This is a genomic window from Shewanella sp. 5_MG-2023, assembly GCF_030547465.1.
Classification (GTDB): Bacteria; Pseudomonadota; Gammaproteobacteria; order Enterobacterales; family Shewanellaceae; genus Shewanella.
Genome location: NZ_JAUORC010000016.1, coordinates 91781 through 111022, shown reverse-complemented (window position 1 = coordinate 111022; position 19242 = coordinate 91781). Strand labels below are relative to the sequence as shown.

Here is a 19242-nt window from a genome sequence, read left to right as displayed (position 1 = left end):
TACATTGTGCGTAGTTGTGTATGGGTATTTTTATATGCTTTTAAAGCTACATTAGACAACTAACATAGCTTTTAAATATGACCTTATTTTAAATTCTGAGCCATATTACCTTGATTATATCTTCAGATTTCACATAGCGTTGCCTGTTAAATATGCATATTTGATGACATTAATTAGCTAAATGATTAAATGGTTTATTTTGTGCACTTTGATCACGTTCTGTCTGGCTAGTATGTAAATATTGTGACGTGGTATCAATACTTTCATGGCCTGCATCAGCTTGAACATGTGATAATGGTCTTTGGTTTAAATTGATGTCATGTGTTATACCGGTATGACGAATATTGTGTGCGGTTAGTTTCCTCATGAGTTGACTGTCATAATCAAAACCATCTTCAAACGCTTTATCTGCTGCGAGATTTATTAAGGTATTAATTTCTTCACGAATTTGTCTTATCCCTAGGTTAGCATTTAGCATTCCAGAATCTCGACCATGACCAGCGGCTTTATGTCTAACAAAAATCGGATGCGTTTCATTGGCACTTGGTAATGCTGACAGGCCTAGATATTCTCTATAGGATTTAAGACCTGTTAGTAGTGATTTCGAAATAGCAATATTTCTTGCTTTGCCACTTTTAGAAAATGGTACATAAAAATACCAAATACCAGTATGCGGATTCTTTTTAAATTGACTCATTAATGGCGAGTATCCAGCTCTAGCGCTGATTTCAGAAATTCTAAGATAGCAACTATAGAGTAAATTAATTAAAAACAAGCTACGTTGATGTTTTTCTGGCTGCGATATTGCTAACTCAGAAACTGTAGAAACCACGTATGACCATTGTAGTTCAGTAAAAGCATGATGATTATCATCGTCATCTTTTATGTATTTTTTCTTAACAGCAAAACGACTGTATTTGAGCCATAATTGTGCAGGATTTTTCTCTGTGTATTCTTCACTAATTAAATAGCTATACATAGATGATACTATTGCTACTTTGGTTTTTAGTGCGTTATCACTCAAACTATATGGTTGTGGTTTTCCAAGTATTTTTTTACCTACAAATGGCCGCCATTGTGGATTTGGTATTCTTTCATTTATGCTTTTTTCTAGCTTAAATTGTGGCACATTAAAATAACCAATAAATTCGTTGGGAGGTGTTTCGCAGTATGCAATATACCTGGCGATATCTTTTCTAGTTACCATTATTGGCGATATTACAGCCACATCAAAACGCCAATGTAGAAATGTGGTTAATTCACTTCGGTAGGCTTTATAGTTATTTTCACTATGCCGTTGCTCATATAACCAATCAGAGCAATGTTCAATAATTAAACCGGCATCAGTTACATTATCAAGAGAAATTTGAGTGATGTATTGATTAACGACACTATTACCTTCAAGTAAGAAGTCAGCAGAGTCAAAAAGCGGTAATACTGGTGGTAGAGTGTAATCCATATATTTTATATCTAATTAAAACATGTACTTATTCTAGCATTATCATGATGCCGATAACGTTATTTATCGGCATTAAAATCAATATTTTACTACTACAATCCCATTATTTGCTTACGAATCTTTGATTTGTAAAATTCCACGTTTAACTAATAAGTCCTTTATTCTTAGTGTTTCACTCTCAATTGTATGCAGTTTTTGTTTGATATCGTCAATTTTTGATGCGTTTTGCTCAATCCATTTAAACGTTTCCCCAATAACAGCAGCACCTGTCGAAAACGATATCCCTTTCAATGCGTGCGCTCTGGTTCTTATCAAATCAGATTGCCCTTCCTCTACTGCTTCAATCAATTTTTTAGTGTCTTGGGTAACACTATTCCAATACATTAATAAAATTTCGTCAGTTATTGTTTTATCATTGGTACCGATAATTTTAATTAAGTGCTTAAAATCAATACTATCATTAGCCTTATGGCGCTCAGTACAATCTACAACCTCCCCTATAGCTTGTGTGTTTTTGTCCCGACTCATATATTTACTTAGGGCAATTTTGAGCATTTTTAATTCAACAGGCTTAGCAATATAATCATTCATCCCTGCCCTAATACAATTTTCAAATTCACCTACAAGCCCATTGGCAGTTACTGCAATAATCGTCGTTGGGCTTAGCCCTTTGCGACTTTCTTCTTTACGGATTTTTTTTGTTAGCGCAAATCCATCCATATTAGGCATATGACAATCAGTAAGTATTAAGTTGAACCTGCCTGTTATCCATAATTTATATGCAGCATTTCCATCTACTGCTATTTCATGTTCATATCCTAGACTTTCCAATTGATTACTTAATACTAATCTATTCGTTGGCTCATCTTCTGCGACTAAAATCAGATTACGATTTCGCTTTTTATCTACTTTAAGCGCTACCTCTACCCTATGGTTTTCCTCTATTTCTTTGTTTAGATCTAGTGTTGGGCTTTCAAGTTCACATAAAATAGCTAAACCATGGATTAAGTCGCTGGGTTTTAACGGCTCACACTTGACGACATAGGTCAGTGGATCAATGTAACCATTATTTTTTATCTGATGTGGATTTAAAATTATTGTTTTTAAGCTTGTTGATTCTAAAATATTAGTTTTATCGACTGCAGATGTAATCACTACAACTTGTTCATCTTTTATGGCGCACAAATTCTCTAGCTTATCAATTCCAACTTGGCTGACATGTAAAGGGTTTAATTGGGCTATAATGTCCTGACAACACTTCGAAAGTTCTTTTGATTCATGAATAATATAAAAACGGTATTCACTAAAATCTAAATGTTCAAATTCATATTTCGTATTTTTATTTTTAGTTATAGGAATTGACAGTCTAAAACAACTGCCCTTTCCTAATTGACTTGTTAATTTAATTTCACCACTCATTAATTCACTAAATGATTTACAAATACTTAACCCTAAACCTGTGCCACCAAATTTTCTTGTAGTCGATGTGTCAGCTTGAATAAAAGGTGTAAATAATTTTTTTTGTTGTAACTCTGAGATCCCAATACCGTTATCTATGACATCAACAACCAAAGAAACACTAATCCAATCAAATCTTGTTTTTATAACCACAACACCTTTTCTTTCTAAGCTTGAAAATTTTATCGCATTGCCTACCAAGTTAAGAATTATCTGTCTGAAGCGTACGGCATCAATTTTAACTTTATCTGGGATTTTTAAATCAGGACAAATATATAGCTGTATATTTTTATTATTTGCATTGATACAGAGTGCATCTACAGCTCTTTCTATTAAAGAAAGAATGCTTACTGATGTCAGTTCTAGTTCAATTTGTCCCGATTCAATTTTTGAAAAATCTAAAATGTCATTAATAATATCTAATAACGAAAACGAAGAATCCTTTATGGTTGCCGTCATACGCTTTTGTTCTGTATCTAAGTGAGTTTGTCTGAGTAAATCAATCATACCGATTACACCATTCATTGGTGTTCTGATCTCATGACTCATAGTTGCTAGAAATCTAGATTTGGCTTCGTTAGCATGTTTTGCCGCTTGGGTTTCTTTTTCTAACTCGATTTGAATTAATTTTTCATGGGTAATATCAATATTGATGCCAAACATCATTGTGGGTTTATTATTTTCATTACAAGATACATTCGCCGCGCACCGAACCCAAACTAACTCATTGGTTTCAAGGTTAAAAACTCTAAACTCAATTTTAAAAGAGCAGATGTTATGAATAGCAGCTAAGATATGATGTTTAATTTCTTCAACGTCTTCTGGGTGAACAGCATTAAGCCAATCTTGGTAAACAAGCTGTTGGTCTAAATTGATCCCATATAGCAGTCGCGTACCTTCATCCCACTTTAATTTATTCGTAACTAAATCTAACGACCAATTATTTACACCTCCTGCCTCTGATGCGATAGTGAGTCCGGCTAATAGCTCTTCTCTTTCTTTACTTATATTTATTAGCGCTGTTTCTATATTTTTTCTATCTGATATATCTTCAATTACAGCGATCATATAAATAGGTTGGTTTGTGACATTATCACACACTAATGATACTGATATGTTAGCCCAAAACTCACTTTTATCTTTCCTAACATACTGTTTATCTAGGTTAAAAAAATAAATTTCTTTACGAAGCAGTTGCCTAATTAGCATCTCTGATTTTTCTATATCAGTATCAACAGTCAAGTCTTTTATTGATAACTTACAAAACTCTTTCTCGCTGTAACCAAAAATTTTGCATAGCATTGGGTTAACTTCAACAATGTATGAATCAACATTTACTCTTGCGATACCAATTGCAGCTTGATTAAAAGCTGATTTGTAAATCATTTCTTTATTAAATAGTTTTACATACAAATCTATTTCGCGTTGTAATTGTTCTTGTTCCGCGGTGATATCTCTTATTAGTGCGAGGTACAATGTTTCATTTTCATGTGGTAGTTTACTAATTGAAATTTCTATAGGGATATATAATCCAACTTTATTTAAAAAATATAACTTTTCAGGTTTACTCACTAGTTTTTTAATCCGCTCAATCATAGTGTCAGTTGATTTTTGATGAGTAGGTTCCGTAAAAAACAAAAATAGTGATAAATGGCTTGTTATTATGTCGTCTTTACAACAGACCAAAATCCTTTCCACTCGTTCACTAACATTCAAAATAACACCGTCTTTGTCTATTAGAATATAACCGTCTTTACTTAATTGTGATAAAACATTTTTATTAAAAACATAAAATATTTTCTCTATTAGGTCGTTATTCAGTTTTTCAGGAATGACTTCTTTCCTACAATGGGTAGTTGGAGTTTCGATAATAGCTAGCTCATGCTTATTCAATTTACTTAAATGTAGATAAAGGATTAGCAGCCAACATGTAGCGAAAAAAGTGAGTGTTATCATATGGCCAGCTAAAACAACAATAGCAGCAAGTAACAAAACCCCATATATTATAAAAATGGAACCAACCCTTTTAAGTCCGTTCACATGTTAATTCCCTTTGAAATTTTACCCCGTAATCAAGCCCCTCCTTATTAATAACCGTTATTATTTTATTGGCTGGAAAAGGTTTACAGAAATAGAATCCTTGAGCAATATTGCACCCCAGTTTCTTAATTACATCTACAGTTTCTTTTGATTCAACACCTTCTGCAATCGCTGTCATTTTAAGATCATTGGCAAGTAAAATACTTCGTGTAAACAAAGCTTGAGACTTAGTATTTGTAACAATATTTTCAACAAAGCATCTGTCTATTTTCAGTTCATGAAAAGGTAACATATGTAATTGTTCTAGTGAGGCAAAGCCTGTACCAAAGTCATCGATTGATAGTTTAAATTTCATCATGCGTAATCTCAGTAAAGCTACAATCATCACTGATGGGTTTGAAGGGATTGCAGTTTCAGTTAGCTCGCAAGTAATCGAATTGCAAGATATTTTATTTTTACTGGTTACTTCTTCTAACCAAAAAGGTAAGTCCTCTTCATCAAGCACTTTACCTGAGATGTTAATTGATAAACTCAACGAACGATATTTTACATCCAATTTAGCAAAGTTTTTTATGGCATCTTCAACAACAGCTTTGGTAATACGTAGAATAAATTTATTTTCTTCTGCTGCATGTATAAATTGAGAAGGCGCAATCACTTTATCACCATCAACTATTCTAGCTAATGCTTCAAAGCCACAAATTTGCATGGTGTCAAGATTATATTGTGGTTGTAAGTAAGCGCGAACATTACCTTTATTTAAGTGATACTCTAATTGTTTAGATGTGAGGGTTGCTATGACTTGTGTTTGAGGCATGCTATCAGCATTAGTGGCTTTAACCAAAAACTCACTCAGCATTGTTGCGGTGATGGGTTTACGAACTACACCTAGAATATTAAGATGATAGTAAGTTGCTAATACTTTAGCAGAGTTAAGTAAAGTCTCACCTTCCCCACTAAATAATACAATAGGACTTGTATATTGAATTTCAATCAGTCTTTGAAGCAAATATAAGCCATCTTTAATCGGCATATTTAAGTCACAGAAAATCAAATCAAAATGTTTTTCTTTTATTAAATTAAAAGCTTCCAGTCCATCAGCAGCTTCGATAATTTCATAAGATCCTAATTGTTCTAGACTTCTTGTGAAAATTCGCCTAACTATTGGCTGGTCATCTACCACTAAAATTGAGTTAATTTGCTTTTTCACTCAGTTCCACCCATCGAATGTCCATTTCTTACTATGAGTATAGACCAGTTATAAAAAACAGGTCGTTAAACCAATATCTATATTTTTTGTATTTTACAGGCAGCAAACATACCCGAGTATTCTTTAAATTAATTAACGAATTTTAAATAATCATTATTAATAACTGTATGTTATTAAAGATTTATTTTTCTAACCATGCTAACGCCTTTGCTTTTTCTTCAAAAAACTGTACCTCACCACTCATAAACCAAGCTGCAACTTTAGCACTATAATTTTGCCAATTTTTATTACCCCAAATAGCCACTTTTTTAAATTCATTATTATGTTGCAGGCCAAGTTTTAAATCATCCCAGGCTGCTCGAAGTTCCCAGCCATCAAGTTCAGTTCCATCAATAAACACGTTTACTTTCGGGTGTTTTACCTCAGCTAACGCCGCATCGAGTAATGGCGTTATGACTAAATAGTCGTTATGAGTTAAAGTGCCAGTCGCCTTTAATGATAAGTACACATCGTCGTTAACCCGTTCTATACCAATACTCAATCCATGTGTTTTTACAGATGACATAATAAACCCCTTAGTTTATTGTGGGTATAATTAAATTTAGCAGCTTTTAAGCATAATTAAAGCTTTTGTTAGCTTTTAATGAGCACCTGATTGATAGAGGTTTATTTTAAGAACTGACTTTAACACTTGTAAAAATCTAGCAGCTGTAACAATAAAATCTGTGATTGTTGTTAAGGGTTATATCATTTTTAAGGCAAGTTAAAAATATAGAAGAACTTCGGGTTACTCATTGAAAAGTATTGTCTTTTTATATAATCAACCCCACTCATTGAGGCTGTGGCCGCCTCGTAAGCTATAATTAAGTTATTTTTCTAGCTTAACAATATGGGTTCTTTCTTGTACACACTCATAAGACCCCATTTCAAACTCACGGCAAATCCACGGTCTATTTTCATAAATAGTACACATTAACGTTTCTCTATCTACTGCAGCGCACCATCCATCATCTAATCGTTTCATGGTTTGGCTACCCCAGCTGTCTTCACTGATGTATTGCTCTGGTACACCTGTGTCAGAAATAATCATCACTTCAAGTTTGCAGCAGCATGCTTGGCAACTTGAACAAGTGATTTCTGGATCAACAATGGTCGTGATATCAATAGTCATAATTTACAGCTTATAAGTAATGGCAAGTTTGAAGTGGCTTTTGAGGTTATGTTTTACGTTTTGGTAAAGCATAGAGTGTTAAACCTAAATATACAGCGGATAATAGCTTAACGAAGTGTTATTCACTATCGCAATTGTCATTTAAAGACTCAATTTAGTGATGTTTTATCATTGACAAGCCAAGGTGATGAAACATCCATCAGCTATTGAACGAATTGACCTCAGCTTCAGTAAGGTAACGCCATTGATTACTGGAAGTATTTAATTTTATCTCACCTATTTGCTCACGATGAAGCTGGGTTACTTTATTGCCCACAGCAAAAAACATACGTTTAACTTGATGGTAGCGACCTTCAGTAATACTTAGTAGTACCTGGCTTTCGTTTACTGTTGTGATTTTAGCTGGCAATGTCGGTTTGGTTTCACCGTCCAGTAAAATCCCCTGCTCTAACTGTTTAATCGCTTGAGTTGATAGCGATTTAGCTAAATGTACCCGGTATAGTTTCGCGCAGCTCATTTCAGGGCGAGTAATATTAAAAGACCATCTGCCATCATCAGTAATGAGCACTAAGCCCGTTGTATCTGCATCAAGCCTGCCAACAATATGTAATTCGTCTTTATTATCGATATCAATATCGTTAAACAATGAAGGATAATGTCCATCGACATTTGAACAAATCTTGTCTGCCGATTTATGCAAAAGTAGATATCGAAATGGCCTTGGAGTTAACGTCTGACTATTTAACTGTATGAGGTTATTCTCATGGACTTGGTGTTTTACATCCTTGATAACCCCATGATTGACACAAACTTGCCCTGCTTCAATTGCGGTTATCACCTGAGTTTTAGTCAGTGCAGTACTTCTTAATACAAATTTATCTAAACGCATAAGGTCCTAATACAATTGCCAATAATCGCTTCAAATAACTCGTTTAATTCCAGCTTTGTTCAATTGCGGTCGATAACGCAGAAGAGTAACTTGATAAAATTGCAGTGTGGCCAGCGGTAAACATGGCAAAAGAAGCATCTATAGGTTCTACAATACCTGTGCTCGTTACATCAACATTTAAAGTTGGAAACAACATCGTTTTAGATTTGATTACGATATCTTGTGCTTCCGTTAGTGAATACTCATCATTAGAGAATGCGGCATTAGACAAAATCGATAGCTCTGAATCTGAAACTTCTTCTATACTTGTGGCATTGTCTAAGGCAAGTACTGAATCTTCACTTGAGTCTGCTAAGTTTGCGATTTTATAATCTTCAGGCTCAGACCATGTGTAGCTATAACCACTATCAAAATCATAAATTCGACTATTTTCAAACTCGATTTTTGCTATCGCACCATCAGCAGGCAAATGAAAAATTACTCGGCTAGCATTGGTACTTTTGGCAGAACTATTTTTTAATAACACATCATTAAACGTGTATTCTACTCTTAGTTCAAGGGCACTTTCGTCATTGTAATTGCTGACACAATGAATGCTTATGTTGTCGGTAGCATTACATAAACGTTTAACCGTTGTCTCTGATAAACCTAGTTGTTGAGCATTACTGCTAAAGTTTTTATCTATTTTTGAGTCTTCATCATCGTCTCCGGGATGTAAAATACCGTCGATGAGATCACAACCGCCAAGGTTCAAACACAACACGCTAAAAGCAACGAGCTTAATTTTTGAATCCATTTAACTACTACTCCAATATCTAATATCACCTCATTTTGACACGATAGCATTGTTTTTATAGGTTAAATAGTAAAACCTTAGCTTCATCATGCTTGCTTTCAAAGCTTTAAAATTAAGTCAACATTCATGGTTATTTCAGCTCCAACATCATTAACGTTTAATTCCTATGGTCTAAATATCAACCAGCTCATTAAACACAGCCTATATATGTAGGATTCAATCCTTCATATGGCATTCAGCACAGCGTTAATGATTGATTATGATGTATTTAAACAAATCATCGTAAAAACTTAAAACAGTAGTTATCGGCCTAATTTTAGGTGATTTTAAACATATTTTACGAATTAAAAATTTAGGGTAATAGAATGAAAAAGACATTGGTTGCAGCATTACTTATTTCACTATCTGCAGGTGTTTCTGCAGAGACATTGAACGAAGCAGCCCATCATAAATTAGACTCAGCAATGGAGCAGTTAATAACATTAGATGAGCAAACTGATATTCTTATCACTGTTGATAAAAATGCTAATTTTGAACGCGTTACCTATCAAGGATTTGTCAAAGACGTTTATAGCGAAATTTATACCACAAGCCACAAAGCTAAACAGCTTGGGCTTGAAAAAGTGAACAAATTCTATGTTTATAATGAATCTAATATAGATAAGTTAAGTGATAAAATTGCCGTAAAAATTGATCAAGATAAACCAAAGGCATTCTCAGTTGATTTGTACCGAAACTATCGCAATGACTCTGGTAAATTTAGCTATATCGCTCGTATTATTGAATACAAATAGACTTTTTATTTACCGGTGACTTTTTATTAAAATTAGGCAGGCTGTTGAATATCAGTCTGCTATATCCTTAGCTATTTCAATAGCTCTTGCTTGCACATTCCATTTCGCCTCTAGCTTAATAACCTGTTCAGATAACGCTGTTAACTGCCCTTGTTGTTCTTGCTTTGGCTGGATTTTATTTTGCATTAAAACAACTTTTTGTTGATTGCTCCACCAGCAAACCAGCATGAACTCAACTTTTGCTTCTACGTTTGTATCTTCTTGGGCACTAGCTTGTGACTTAAGTGAGCGACTAAGCCTTAAAAGCTGGCAATCAATCAACCCCTTTGATGAGTAGTTGTCAAAGTAAAGTTGCTGCAGTTGCGCCATTTGCGCTAAATCAGCCACATAATGACTAATGCTGATAATCTCTGAGTTGAGGTGAGCCACAACTAAGTTTGACGATGTTGGCAACATTTCAAAATACTTAACCTGGCAGGTTTGGTAGGTTTTACCCTGATGATTAGTGGTAAATATTTGATCGTGCGTAGTTTGCATGAAGGCAGTAACATCTTCAACTGACTGCCAAAACCCGAAAACCACGGCGGTATTTATGTTTTTATCATGCAACGGTGCAGCATAATTTTGCAAAGGTAGTTTATTTAAATCAGCGCGCCAGCCACCCGCTTGTGCTAAAAATCCGCTACAATTTTCTAATTGCTGCCAAGCACATTGGCTTGCTGTAAAAGCGGCAACATTATCATCATCTACAGTGCAGCTAATTAGTTTTAAAATTGTCATTACCCATCCTTATGCATTGAATTTAATCAGTTACATTATTTTGCTAATCGCTTTGCATAGCGATTAGCTAACAGTGCACAATAAAAAATCTGTATTGGGTGATACAGCATGATGGGTAACAAAATCATTCCCAATGCGGGATCAGATCCAAAAATAACCTGCGCCATCGGTACACCAGCTGCCAAGGTTTTTTTAGTGCCGCAAAACACCGCGGCGATTTCATCTTCCTTATTAAATTGACATCGCTTAGCGCCCCATTGGATCCCATGCACCATAAACAACAGCACTAGGGTACAAATGGCAATACAATACAGCAGTAACCAAGCTGAAAATTCACTCCAAATACCATTAATAACCGAATCACAAAAGGCATTGTAAACAATTAAGATGATGACGATTTTGTCTACTTTGTTTATCACGGATTTATGTTTCTCTATAAAGCGCAGTAATAACGGCCTTAAAAGCTGGCCAACAATCATTGGAATTAATAATAGTTTGGCGATAGAAAACACCGAATCCATCAGGTTTAATTCAGCGCCATCGAGATTCATAAACAGCTGAATAAATAATGGCGTTATAAAAACGCCTATAATACTTGAAAGCGATGCATTGAAAATTGCCGCAGGTATGTTGCCTTTGGCTACGCTTGTCATTGCTACTGAAGAAGATATGGTACTTGGCAATACGAATAAATAGCAAAAACCAAACGCTAGCGCTGCAGGCATAAAGGCTAAAAGTGAATCCCCAAAAAGTAGCCACAGGATCGGGTAAGCAATAAAAGTGGCCGATTGAATATAAAGGTGTAGTCGCCAGTTAGTAACGCCCGCTTTTATTGCCTTAGGTGACAGGTTAAGCCCATGTAAAAAAAACACCATGGCAATACCAATAGCCGTTACTTGATCAAGCTGTAATATCCCGCCAGACTTGCCCACATCAGCTGACACCATAGCCAATGCAATCGCTGCAACCATAGCGACTAAAAACCATTCTTGTTTTAATTTACTCATTATATTCATATCAAAAAATTTAACCTTAACAACTTAAAAACGTAAGCTTATTAAAAAATCTCTTTACTGCAATGATTCTTAGGTTGAATTTTTTTCACGACTTTTTGATGTGCCGAATGAAAAGCGAACCTAGGGGCTCAAACACTGTTAGCAAGCATGACCAACAGCAATTTAATTTAACAGCCAATATATAAACTTACGACCATTAAAATTGCACTTTTATAAACTATTTCCTCGTTGAGGCGTATAACTATGCATCTTCTTTCTAACAGGATTCACCTATGTTTGGCATATTCAAACGAGATCCCATTAAAAACTTACGCAAGCAATATGATTTAACGCAAGAACAAGCCATGCAGGCACAAAGAAAGGGGGATATAAAAAGTTACGCTAGCCTTTCCTCTGCAGCAGAGAGTATTTGGCAACAGATTGAATTAGCACAACGACAAGCTAGTAAGTAGCTTTAAAACTCCAAATAGTTTAAATAGACAGAAGCTATGCATCATCATCTAAAGTCATGGCCTCTTTTATTTCATCACTATCAAAGCCTTTTCGAGATAAGTAAGCATAGGCTTTGGACTTTTCTTTATAGTCGGATAAGTCATAACGCTTTTTAGCCAGCTGACTTTTACAACTGAGATAAAAGTCTAACTCTTCTGTTAGGCTTAGTTGGTATATCAGCTCTTCGAAATCACTGACATCAAGAAGCCGCTGTTTTAATTCTTGCAAGATCAGCGTTTTGCCTTTGCCTTTATTATACAACTTGATAATTTCAGACTTCAGGTCAGCCTTGTCTGCTTTTATGGCTAATTTACTGCGCAGGGTGTCAACTTGAGGGTGTTGTGATAGTGCGTAATCAATTTCAGCGCGAGAAAACCCTTTGGTGGTCATCTGTGAATAAACTTTTTCTTTATTAGTGCCATGAAAGTGTTCAAATTTGTTTTGCAATCGTGCTGTCGCCATTTCAAATGAATCGACATTTTGCTCATGCATGACTTGTTCAATTGCGGTATCAATTTCAGCAACTGATACGCCTCTTAATTGTAATTTACGTTTGATAGCGCCTTTAGCCGTCTCATGACTAAAGGCCAGTTCGCAATAGCGAACGGCAAAATCAAAATCATTTTTCAAATAGCCTCTTTCAATGAGTCTAGCGAGAACAGTGTCAATCCATTGCTGGTTATCGGTTTTACGCTCAAGCTTGGTGCGAATTTCATTGATAGTAAAATCTTGCTGACCAAGGTGCCAATAGGCACTGTTGAAAACATTCTCGATTGTTTTGGCTTGACGAAGTGGCTTACTTTGCATAAAAAATTTTAATTGATTAGAAATGACAAAGGCAGTTTAGCAGACCACTACTCTGTTCAGAACTAGAAGTTCTTGCCACGGTAAAATGTCTGCTTTATTCGTGGTAAATATTAATCGCTTTATGAATATTAACTATGCCCGTACATCTTAATTGTGACCGTACATCTTAATTATTTGCGTAGTGGACACAATCATTCTTTTTAGCCGTTTGTTGCAGCAGTTGTTTTAACTCTGTTTTTCCACCGCTTTTAGTATCATTGATTTGTTGTTCAATGGTTTGTGTTTGCATGACAATTTTTTCAATCGCTGTTTGTCTTGCGCCCTCTTCTGACTGGCCTGATAACACGAGTTGTTCAACAAGATCTGAATAGCGTTCGTAGACCACTCCTTTATAATAATCGGCCTGTGAAGTCATCGGAGTGTGGGCATATACAATTGAGCAGCTTAAAGCACTATTGATTTGCGTGAATGAATCCTGAATTTGAATGACAACGGGCTTTTGAGTCGATGGGCTAGCGCTCGCGCCAAAAGATAATATTGCTAACATTGAAATGATAAATACTTTTTTCATTATGTTTACTCCCGTTGATGAACAACTGAATTCTGATACTGATAATAAGCTTTAAACTTGCCTCTATTTTACCTACGTAAGCTAAACGTAAGCTGAACAAACAATTAACTTTTAACGTTTTTCCTTAAAGAATGCTTATTAGGTTATTTTCGGCTAATGGTTCGACAGCAGCTCGATAATAGTCGCCACTCAATCTTAAACACTCACGCTTACCTTGCTCATAATTTAGTACTTAGCAATGCTGTTTAGTTCAGCTCACTCAGCAAAGCATTCCCTCAATGACCCATAACAGATTAAATAACCAACAATTCGCACGCTTATTCGACAACCTTACGGAATTTATTGCCAATTTTACGGGGACAGCTATAATACTGTATAAACATACAGTGTTGTTGGGTGTCGATTGTTATGAAGGTTATTCCTATTTTTGCTTGTGCCGGTATTACTGGTTTTGAAAGTCCTGCTGCTGAATATCGGCAACTGCCATTAAGTTTAGATGAGCTATTGATTGAACATCCCAGTGCCACTTTTATTGGCCAAGCTAGCGGCGACTCTATGGAGAAAATCGGCATTTTTGATAAGGATATTCTCATTGTGGATCGCCATGTCAGTGTCGAAAACCATGATGTGATAGTGGCAAACTATAACGGCAACTTTGTCTGTAAGCTCATTGATATCAAGCGGCGATTATTATTATCGGCAAATGATCTTCACCAGAGTGTCACGATACAAGAGTATGACAACTTCAGTGTTGAAGGCGTGGTGATCCGTTCAATCCGTTGTCATCGCCAAAGCCCTATATTAGTTAATAACTAATGTTAGCGGATTAAACTAACGACTAACGGACAGTTAAATTATGTATGCACTCGTTGATGCCAACTCTTTTTATTGCAGCGCCGAGCAAGTGTTTCGCCCAGAGTGGCGTGGCCGTCCTATCGTGGTGCTGTCCAATAACGATGGTTGCATTGTGGCGGCTAACCGCCAGGCAAAAGCATTAGGAGTGGGTAAATTTGGTCCTTACTTTGAAGTGCGCGATTTTTGTGAAAAAGCAGGCGTGATTGCGCTTTCCTCCAATTATGAGCTTTATGCCTCTTTGTCTCACTCTATGATGGAAGTGATTGGCCGCTTTGCACCTGAGCAACATATTTACTCTATTGATGAGTCATTTCTGTCATTTAAACATTGTTACCCTGCGATCCCGTGTTTATTAAGCCATGCCGCTATGATCCGCCGCGCGGTATGGAAAGAAACCCGCTTACCTGTGTGTGTCGGTATTGCTGCCACCTTAACCCTTGCCAAAGTGGCCAATCATGCCGCTAAAAAGCTCCAGGGCTATAACGGGGTATGTTATATCCAATCCATTGAGCAAAGAAATGCCATTTTAGCGACAATGAAAGTCACCGATGTGTGGGGGATCGGTTCGCGGATCGGTAACAAATTACATGCCATGGGGATCACCACCGCACTGGATCTGGCTAAATTACAACCAGGCATTGCTCGTAGCCAATTTAGTATTGAAATCGAGCGTACAGTCAGAGAGCTCAATGGCGAGGCTTGTAAAGGCTGGGATAGCGCCAGAGCAGATAAACAGCAGATCTTTTCAACTCGTAGTGTCGGTGAACGTATTAGCGATATAGACTCATTATTACAGGCGCTCAGTAAGCATGCTGGTATCGCGGCAGCCAAAGCCAGAAAGCAAGGCTCTGTGGCTAGCACCATACTGATCTTTGCCAGTAACTCCCCTTATGATGAACAGCCTAATGGCTTTAAATATCATTACCGCTGTGCATATCCAACTAATGACAACCGTGAAATCATCAGTTACGCAGCAGAAATTGCCCGTAAGCTTTATAACCCCAATACTCGCTACTATAAAATCGGGATTGGATTGTTAGATTTATCACCGGTCAAACATTTGCAAACAGACTTATTTGCCCCAGTAAAAGATCCTGCCTTGATGCAGGTTTTTGATAAGTTAAATCAACGCTACGGTAGTGATGCAATATTTGTCGCCGCCCAAGGTATTGGAGGTAAATGGCATATGCGCCGTGAGCTATTAACCCCGCAATACACCAGCTGTTGGCAAGATATTCCGCAAATCCACTGTGGCTAAATTGGTGATAAATTGATTTGCGTGTGCTGGTTTTTATTCTGACTTGGTTCAGGTTTAGTTGTGGCTTTAAATTAGCGTAAAATGGACAACTAATATCAAACCCAAACAGTACATTAATCGATCTTAAGCTCAACAAAAATACAACTTAGCCAACTCTAGCTGTTCAAAAAACACTCTCCAGTTCACAGTTTTATATCTAATCACATGAGCGAGGCTATTATGCGATTTTAGCCATTGTGTTATTGCTGAAAAAAACGACAATACGCATCCTTAATTTTCTTGGATTGTGCTTGCCTGTGTTAGATTTTTCCGCATTTGATTTTCAGTTTATTGCCGAGCCCCTATTTTACTTTCAGCTTATTGGCTTTGTCTCAATGGCCATTGGCTGGTGGGCAAATAGCCAACAACAAGACTGCAAATTTATTCATGGCAATATGATAGCGTCAGTACTTACCGCAATCCATTTAGGCTTATTAGGCAGCTTTCTCGGCATGGCAAACCAACTAGTTAATGTTATTCGCTTTCGTTTATGTCAAAGTTTGAATAGCAATAACCAGCAAAATCTTGCATCGACTGCCTGGTTAACATCACCTTTAGCCATGTCACTCAGCTTTAGTATTATTGCCATGACGCAGGGTTTTCTATGGGCTGAGCATTGGAGTGAATGGTGCGCGGTTATCGCTGCAGTCGTAATGAGCTTTAGTTTATTCTTCTTAGCGGGCAGTCAACTAAGGTTAGCTATGGTTGCCAGTAATGGATTAAACCTGATGATTTCAATATATTTGATGTCATGGTCAGGAATACTCTACCAAGTAATGACAATAGCAATATTGGCACTAGGGCTTATGCGCGAATTTAGCGACTACTATAACGACCAGCTCAACCAAAACTTTGAGCAAAATAGTGCCCTTGAAAGCTGTAATGAAACACAAGTGGCATTGTCTAAAGGTTAAAGTAATTAGCTTGAATCAATTCAGTTAGGATGAGTAAACCCTGTGGTAATAAGCAATTAAGAGCGAGTCATATTACTCACTCTGCTAATGCTAATACCAATGACTCGCAACGAAAGCACATTCACTAGAACGCATTCACTAAAGCGCATTAAGGTACGACTTTAACGCTTTAAGCCTAACAGTCGCCGCGCCAATGATATCCATAAAGCCCAATGCTGGATGGGGTTTCTCAGCAGAAATCCAAGCTGAGCCGGTTGCCCCAATCGGTAATGAATAACCTTCAGGTTCTTCAAACTCAATAACGACTGTACGACCATGAGAGCCGCCATTGTTACCCACATGCTGGCGCACATGTTGACTGCCACTCATGGGGTTAATCATGGCTTCGCCCGTACCTGAAGTAATGCTGTGCACTCTGCCTCTAAAGATTTCTCCCGGATAAGCATCCACATAGAACTCGGCAAACTGCCCAGGTTTTATATAGCGATATGATTGATCGGCAATGCGCATTTCTAAAAATTTCTTACTGGTATCAAACAAGTGCATATTACCCAAGCGGGTGCCTTCAGTTACATTGGTAATGGCAAGCTGCCCATCATATTGAGCCCGTATTTCACGACGTGAATCTGTCCATTTAGCCGATTCAATATCAGCCTCAATAGCTTGCATTTGCGCTGTTTGCGCGCCCAACTGGGCAATATTGGCAGCCACTTGGGCACGATTGGCATCAATCTGCGCTTGTAAATTATCGCGGTCCACCTGACTTGCATGCTCTTTTAAGGCCGTTAGACGCGCTAAATTACGCTCATCATTATTGATACTGACATTTAAAGCGTTAATTTGTTGGATTGCGGCAGCGTGCTGCGCTTGTACTGCATTTTTACTGGCTTCAAGGGCTTTGATTTGTTCCGTGCTATCCACTGATACTAAGGTGTAAATCAAGTCCCCTTTTTTAACGATTTGGTTATGAGTCACATAGACGTTTTCAACTTCCTGACCAATGAGTGGACTTAGCACTGCATGAGGCGCTTTAATGGTTGAGCTATCGGTTAAATCAGCGGGTGACCAAAAGCGATGGCCAGTAAACAATGAAAAAGCAATAAACATTCCTAAACCAATGGTGCGTACCGCATTAGTAAGGTTCCATTGAATGACCCCTAATTTGACTAAGAGCCATATAATTAACACATAAGGCAACATGATCTCTTTCATGATTTAACTCCTTTGATGCCATTACTAATGATGCTTGATAACCGTTTAGATAGGACATCCCAGCGCCCAAAAGCAATGATTATCGCCAGTACCCACCAGGTCTTATCAATAAACAAACCACATAAAGATAAAGCAAACACAATTTGGGTATGGGCACTCGACATGGCTTCTGCCTTATGAACTGCAACTTCATGTAATTTCCAAAATAACAGCAGTACATAGCAAATGATCAAAATGGTGACCACAAACACAAAGCCCATAAAAAATTCAGAATCTAATAGGGTTAAAATGCTGGGGTAGCCATTAACAAAGTAGCCTTCAGGTAATTGCTTACCGTGTATTTGAGTGAGTAATGAGAAGCCATAACTTAAAAGTCCGATAACCGATAACGATAAAATAAATGTGGTCATTTTTCGCACATAGAAAGATAACTTATTGCTCAATGATGGTTGAACCGTGTCGATATCAGGTAATTCAGTCATAAAGATCCTAAAAACATGAGATATTTAACAGGGAGAGTAACAATGTCTCGCTGTATATGAGCTGAATACTAGCAATAACTCACTGTGATAACGGAATAACCGATATTCCAAATGAACTATTTACTTTAGTCCCAATGTACGCTTCGAATTTATAGTGTAATATATTGTTAAATTGCACTTATTTATCGGTATCTCATGGATTTGAATGCACTGAATGTGTTTGTCACCCTGTATAGATCAGGCTCGACCCAAAAAGCCGCCAAGCAACTGGGCCGCTCACAATCATTTGTCTCAAAAGTATTGGCTCAATTACGTGAAGAACTAAGCGACCCGTTATTTATTCGCACCGCTAATGGCCTACAACCCACCAGTTATGCCGATAAAATCGCCCCGCAAATCCAAAGTTCTATCGAGCAAATTAGCTTAGCCCTAGAACCAGAATACTTTGACCCTAAAAACCTGCAGTTCATTTCGGTGCACTTAGGCGAACCCTTGATGGTATTAATGGGTAAAAGCCTAATCAATGAATTACGCAAACAAACCAATGCCACCATAGAGTTAAGACAATGGCGAAAATCCAGTAATGATGGCTTGATCGATGGCTCCATTGATATCGGCGTGCAATCATTGCGAGACAGACCGCAGCAGCTGTATCAGAAAAAAGTGGCTTCTGGTTATGTTACTAAAGTGGGCAATGAGCAAGGGGAATTTGTAAAGCTATTAGTTGATGATTTAAATGAACATGTTGAATATTTTCGTGAATTAAATGAAAACCATAATCCGACAATCATTACCGACAACTATAGTTTACATCGCCAATTACTGGCCGATCATTACTCCTATAATTTTAAAATCGATGCTGAATTGCACAAAAAAGAAGTCGCCATAGACATGGCGATTATTTGTAGTTCATCGCGGCGCCATGAAGCTAAAATAGTATGGCTATCAGAGATATGTAAAAACGTCTTATTACAAGCAATTACCACGCGTTAATGATTA

Annotated in this window: 19 protein-coding genes; 6 read left to right on the top strand and 13 right to left on the bottom strand. The window is 37.0% G+C overall.

Annotated features, from left to right (window positions below; all coding sequences use genetic code 11):
* Positions 1–169 precede the first annotated feature (169 nt).
* The 7 genes from Q4557_RS11335 to Q4557_RS11305 all read right to left on the bottom strand — a co-directional run bounded on the left by Q4557_RS11335 (position 170) and on the right by Q4557_RS11305 (position 9023).
* Entirely contained in the window at positions 170–1459 is a 1290-nt protein-coding gene (locus Q4557_RS11335; protein WP_303412759.1) for a site-specific integrase, read from the bottom strand.
* A 111-nt stretch (positions 1460–1570) separates the two neighbouring features.
* Positions 1571–4957: a PAS domain S-box protein gene (locus Q4557_RS11330; RefSeq protein ID WP_303412757.1), complete on the bottom strand. Its 3387-nt coding sequence runs from the start codon at positions 4955–4957 to the stop codon at positions 1571–1573.
* A complete protein-coding gene (locus Q4557_RS11325; RefSeq protein ID WP_303412754.1) occupies positions 4944–6167 on the bottom strand; it encodes an EAL domain-containing protein in 1224 nt (407 codons plus the stop codon). The genes Q4557_RS11330 and Q4557_RS11325 overlap by 14 nt, the downstream gene beginning before the upstream one ends.
* A 181-nt stretch (positions 6168–6348) precedes the next feature.
* Positions 6349–6732: an STAS/SEC14 domain-containing protein gene (locus Q4557_RS11320; RefSeq protein ID WP_102476814.1), complete on the bottom strand. Its 384-nt coding sequence runs from the start codon at positions 6730–6732 to the stop codon at positions 6349–6351.
* A 303-nt stretch (positions 6733–7035) separates the two neighbouring features.
* Positions 7036–7338 (bottom strand): YkgJ family cysteine cluster protein, encoded by a 303-nt coding sequence (locus Q4557_RS11315; RefSeq protein WP_303412749.1) that lies wholly within the window; start codon positions 7336–7338, stop codon positions 7036–7038.
* 199 nt (positions 7339–7537) lie between these two features.
* Positions 7538–8227 (bottom strand): pseudouridine synthase, encoded by a 690-nt coding sequence (locus Q4557_RS11310; RefSeq protein WP_102438621.1) that lies wholly within the window; start codon positions 8225–8227, stop codon positions 7538–7540.
* Positions 8228–8270: 43 nt separating this feature from the next.
* Positions 8271–9023, bottom strand: coding sequence for a hypothetical protein (locus Q4557_RS11305; RefSeq protein WP_303412745.1), 753 nt, complete (start codon positions 9021–9023; stop codon positions 8271–8273).
* Between the two features lie 365 nt (positions 9024–9388).
* Here Q4557_RS11305 and Q4557_RS11300 point away from each other — a divergent pair, with 365 nt between their 5' ends.
* A complete protein-coding gene (locus Q4557_RS11300) occupies positions 9389–9817 on the top strand; it encodes a hypothetical protein (protein WP_102438617.1) in 429 nt (142 codons plus the stop codon).
* A gap of 51 nt (positions 9818–9868) precedes the next feature.
* Here the strand turns inward: Q4557_RS11300 and Q4557_RS11295 are convergent, their stop codons facing one another.
* Both Q4557_RS11295 and Q4557_RS11290 read right to left on the bottom strand, forming a co-directional pair.
* Positions 9869–10597 (bottom strand): DUF4937 domain-containing protein, encoded by a 729-nt coding sequence (locus Q4557_RS11295; RefSeq protein WP_303412743.1) that lies wholly within the window; start codon positions 10595–10597, stop codon positions 9869–9871.
* Between the two features lie 35 nt (positions 10598–10632).
* Entirely contained in the window at positions 10633–11604 is a 972-nt protein-coding gene (locus Q4557_RS11290) for a bile acid:sodium symporter family protein (RefSeq protein ID WP_241905018.1), read from the bottom strand.
* A 281-nt stretch (positions 11605–11885) separates the two neighbouring features.
* On the opposite strand from Q4557_RS11290, the gene Q4557_RS11285 reads away from it, so the two are divergent.
* Positions 11886–12065: a DUF6435 family protein gene (locus Q4557_RS11285; RefSeq protein ID WP_102476817.1), complete on the top strand. Its 180-nt coding sequence runs from the start codon at positions 11886–11888 to the stop codon at positions 12063–12065.
* 34 nt (positions 12066–12099) lie between these two features.
* Here Q4557_RS11285 and Q4557_RS11280 read toward each other — a convergent pair whose 3' ends face one another.
* Positions 12100–12912 (bottom strand): RecX family transcriptional regulator, encoded by an 813-nt coding sequence (locus tag Q4557_RS11280; RefSeq protein ID WP_303412738.1) that lies wholly within the window; start codon positions 12910–12912, stop codon positions 12100–12102.
* Positions 12913–13078: 166 nt separating this feature from the next.
* Positions 13079–13483: a hypothetical protein gene (locus Q4557_RS11275; protein ID WP_102531371.1), complete on the bottom strand. Its 405-nt coding sequence runs from the start codon at positions 13481–13483 to the stop codon at positions 13079–13081.
* Between the two features lie 408 nt (positions 13484–13891).
* Between Q4557_RS11275 and Q4557_RS11270 the strand changes: the two genes are divergently transcribed.
* The 3 genes from Q4557_RS11270 (at position 13892) to Q4557_RS11260 (ending at position 16549) form a co-directional block, all read left to right on the top strand.
* A complete protein-coding gene (locus tag Q4557_RS11270; RefSeq protein ID WP_102476820.1) occupies positions 13892–14299 on the top strand; it encodes a LexA family transcriptional regulator in 408 nt (135 codons plus the stop codon).
* Positions 14300–14339: 40 nt separating this feature from the next.
* Positions 14340–15596, top strand: a complete 1257-nt coding sequence (locus tag Q4557_RS11265; protein ID WP_102439842.1) for a Y-family DNA polymerase — start codon at positions 14340–14342, stop codon at positions 15594–15596.
* A gap of 296 nt (positions 15597–15892) precedes the next feature.
* The gene (locus Q4557_RS11260; RefSeq protein ID WP_303412732.1) at positions 15893–16549 is read left to right on the top strand and encodes a YgjV family protein; all 657 of its coding nucleotides are present in this window, start codon (positions 15893–15895) and stop codon (positions 16547–16549) included.
* Between the two features lie 138 nt (positions 16550–16687).
* Here Q4557_RS11260 and Q4557_RS11255 read toward each other — a convergent pair whose 3' ends face one another.
* Both Q4557_RS11255 and Q4557_RS11250 read right to left on the bottom strand, forming a co-directional pair.
* A complete protein-coding gene (locus tag Q4557_RS11255) occupies positions 16688–17761 on the bottom strand; it encodes an HlyD family secretion protein (protein ID WP_102439841.1) in 1074 nt (357 codons plus the stop codon).
* Positions 17758–18243 carry a magnesium transporter gene (locus Q4557_RS11250; protein WP_102439840.1) on the bottom strand — a complete coding sequence of 162 codons (486 nt, stop codon included), beginning with the start codon at positions 18241–18243 and terminating at the stop codon, positions 17758–17760. The genes Q4557_RS11255 and Q4557_RS11250 overlap by 4 nt, the downstream gene beginning before the upstream one ends.
* A 195-nt stretch (positions 18244–18438) precedes the next feature.
* Between Q4557_RS11250 and Q4557_RS11245 the strand changes: the two genes are divergently transcribed.
* Positions 18439–19236, top strand: coding sequence for a LysR family transcriptional regulator (locus tag Q4557_RS11245; RefSeq protein WP_102439839.1), 798 nt, complete (start codon positions 18439–18441; stop codon positions 19234–19236).
* Positions 19237–19242 lie beyond the last annotated feature (6 nt).